Below are 3,059 nucleotides of genomic sequence, written 5' to 3' on the forward strand. Positions count from 1 at the left end.
CTCCGTGACTACAACGTCATGACCCGCAACAACTAGGCCACGTGTCTTGTCTACCCGCAGGCAGCCGTAGGGGGGCATCCTCGCCAGACCGGCGACGACCGGACCTGGCATCCGAGACGTCGCCGTTCAGCACGAGAGCTCCAGAGTCAGCTGCTCAGATTGAAGCTGGCAACCGTCTCGTCGCGTTCCCCCTGCTCGGACCGAAGCTTGTTCAGATCGGCCTCGTCGAACTCGATAGCGGAGGTGGATCCACGCGGCACCGAAATCCAAAGGTGCTCGAAGTCGCGACCCATCCGATCCTGGCTGAACACAGCATCACGCTGGAACTTAGTGAGCGGTTCGAGCTTGAACCACCGTCGGCGGCTCGTCAGATCGAGGGTGTACCCGACCACCCGACGGACAAGCGAGCCATCGATGAACCCCTTGACGGCCGGGGCGAAGGTGGCACCCACTGCTTCCGCCTGACGCGCATTCTCCTCCTTCATGGACCACACCCCTGAGATCCCAGCCCAAGCCTCCTCGTCGGAAAGCTCTGCGACATTGGAGAAGTCCCACCCCCTGTACCGCCGCTGCCGAAACCCGTCCGCGAGGCGCAGCATGTCGCAAGGTCCACTCAGCTTGAGCGGACCGATCGACACACGGAGCACGCTCAATCCAACGCCGTCGAGGAGCCGAGTGCGCGCGAAGATCTCATCGATCTCCCCGGCATCAACCTTGCCAGGGACGTCGGAGCGAGTGAACCGGTGCATCGTTGCGAGGTCCGAGATGCAGGCCGAAGAGACCTTCGGGGGCTCCTGCCCGTAGGTGCGGAGCGTCAGATCGTTGGAGGCGCGCAATGCTTCGGTGGCACGGTGCGCGGCCTGATCGATGGTGATGAGGTTGGACATGGTGATTCCTGCCTTCCTGATTCGGGTCTGCCGTTGTCGTTGCTAGATCCAGACAGACCGAGATGGGTGAGCCCTAGTCTACCAGATGTGGGGGGAGGGGGTCATCTCCCGCCATGGCTAGTCATGTGAAAGTATCCGATAATGATTATTTTCGGGTACTCTCGGGGTATGTCTTCCGCCGACGTGTCCGCCCCGCAACTTCAGTCGACGGCCGACCTCGACGCGCTCACATCGCGATGGCTCGGCACCCTCGCTCCCACGACTCGATCGGGCTACTCGGCTGATGCGCGCGCCTGGCTCTCATACGCGTACTCGGAAGGCATAAACCCGAAGACGGCAACTGGTCGCGATGTGGCCGGATGGGTAGCGACCCTCAGCGCCTTTGCGCCGAGTACACGCGCTAGGAGGGTGGCTGGAGTCCGGAGCTTCTACGCGTGGCTTCGAGATGAGGGGCTCGTGGCGTCTGTGCCTGAGCTGCCTCGGAGTGTCCGTCCTCGCGTACGGGGGCAAGATGACGCGCGGCTTGTCGGGCTCAGCTCGAGCGACGCGTATCGAGTGATGTCTGCGGCTGATGAGCATTCGCCGCGTATGGCAGCGCTGGTCTCGGTTCTGTTCACGACCGGTCTCCGGATCCACGAAGCACTCGCCCTGACGGCGGGCGACCTTCGAGTCGACGGTGGCGGTCGCGTGACCGCCACGATCACCGGCAAGGGCGAGCGGGTGAGGACCGTCGTCATTCCACCGGTGACGGTAGAGCGCCTAGACGCGATTCGGCCCCAAGACGGAGGCGCCTACTTCCGAACCCGAACTGGTCGTTCGTGGGATCAGCGAGAAGCGCGCGATGCTCTCGGGCGCATGGGCAAGCGGCTTGGAATGCACCTGCATCCGCACATCCTCCGTCACACGGCGGCGAGTCTCGCCCTGGCGCGCGGCAGAGGCATCGAGGACGTCCGCATGATGCTGGGACACAGCAGCCTGACCACGACGCAGAGGTATGTCCGCGCGGCCGGCAATCTTGATCGCACACCGGCCTATGTTCTTCAAGAAGTGATCACGACCGACCCGAGCATCGTCGATCGCTGATGGGGCGTCCTTCCATACCCCCAGGCGAGACTGGTGAACTGCGCTATCAGGTGCGCCAGGCGCCGACTGATCCGTGGCGAGCTGTTCTTCTGGACGATGCGCGCAAGAAGGGGTGGACCCGTGCCAGGGCGGGCCGCGCGTGGCGCGTGCTCCAGAGCGTAGGCACAACGGACGGTTCGCGCGTCGTCAGCAGGATCGCGGCGACTCACACCGAGGCTGCCGAAGCGACGCGGGTCGCGGTCCAGCAACTAGCGGACTCGCTTTCCGTGGATCCAGAGGCTCCGACCCTCGGCAGCTTGCTCGAATGGGTGCGAGAACGGATCGACTCGGGTGGTGATCCAAGGGTGACCTCCCCCCGTTCGCAGGCGCAGTACCTCGCTGTCCTCGCGACGTGGTGCGGGCTCGGTCCGCAGCACGGTGAGCGAACGCACCACTACCGCACGAACATCATCCATACCGCAATCGCGGACCTCACGCCTGGTGACCTCCATGATGAACTCGTCGCCATCGCGGCCGCGGGTGGCGCGTCGGCGGCACGGCACGTCAGAGCGATGTGGCGGAAGGCGACAGCAAGGGCCCTCGCACACCGACTGATCACCGTCGATCCAGCCTCCGGACTCACGCTGCCAACCACGCCGCCACGCGGAACCAAGGTCTATGGGAACGGGGCACCTCGCCACGTCGACAACGCGCTCACGACGGAGCAGGAACTCGCACTGCGAAGGTTCCTCGAGACTGACGAGCGGGCAAAGGCTGAGGGGATTGCCGACCCGCTGCTGCTCGCGCTGGAGACAGGTGCTCGCATCAGCGAGCTGATCAGCATTCGGTGGGAAGACGTATCGGACAACGCTCTGACGCTCGCCGGGCAGATCGTTCGCATCCGCAACGAGGGCTTGCAGTGGCGCGCGGGTCTGAAGACTGGTCCTGAGGTAAGAGTGGTCCCAGTCACGAGGAAAGCGAGGGCAATCCTCGAACAGCGCCGGGAGCAACGCCCGAAGGAGCCGGATGCGGCGGGATCGTGGCTGGTCTTCACCTCGCCCCGTGGGAAGTTGCCCGATCCGGACAACATGGCTTCCGCTGTGCGGAGAA

At 64.4% G+C, this 3,059-nt stretch carries 3 protein-coding genes; 2 read left to right on the plus strand and 1 reads right to left on the minus strand.

Annotated elements, in window-relative coordinates:
- Window positions 1-146 precede the first annotated feature (146 nt).
- Window positions 147-887 carry a hypothetical protein gene (locus ACT3TZ_RS14955; protein ID WP_444584210.1) on the minus strand — a complete coding sequence of 247 codons (741 nt, stop codon included), beginning with the start codon at window positions 885-887 and terminating at the stop codon, window positions 147-149.
- A gap of 168 nt (window positions 888-1,055) precedes the next feature.
- On the opposite strand from ACT3TZ_RS14955, the gene ACT3TZ_RS14960 reads away from it, so the two are divergent.
- Together ACT3TZ_RS14960 and ACT3TZ_RS14965 are read left to right on the plus strand one after the other, a co-directional pair.
- A complete protein-coding gene (locus tag ACT3TZ_RS14960; RefSeq protein ID WP_444584211.1) occupies window positions 1,056-1,970 on the plus strand; it encodes a tyrosine-type recombinase/integrase in 915 nt (304 codons plus the stop codon).
- A 146-nt stretch (window positions 1,971-2,116) separates the two neighbouring features.
- Window positions 2,117-3,059: tyrosine-type recombinase/integrase (locus ACT3TZ_RS14965; RefSeq protein WP_444584212.1), on the plus strand; the 943-nt coding region annotated here is incomplete at its 3' end.

The sequence above is a fragment of the Brachybacterium sp. AOP25-B2-12 genome (assembly GCF_052378625.1).
Classification (GTDB): Bacteria; Actinomycetota; Actinomycetes; order Actinomycetales; family Dermabacteraceae; genus Brachybacterium.

Coding starts and splice junctions, on each gene's coding strand:
- ACT3TZ_RS14960 (WP_444584211.1), top strand. CDS start 1,056: ATGTCTTCCGCCGACGTGTCCGCCCCGCAACTTCAGTCGACGGCCGAC.
- ACT3TZ_RS14955 (WP_444584210.1), bottom strand. CDS start 887: ATGTCCAACCTCATCACCATCGATCAGGCCGCGCACCGTGCCACCGAA.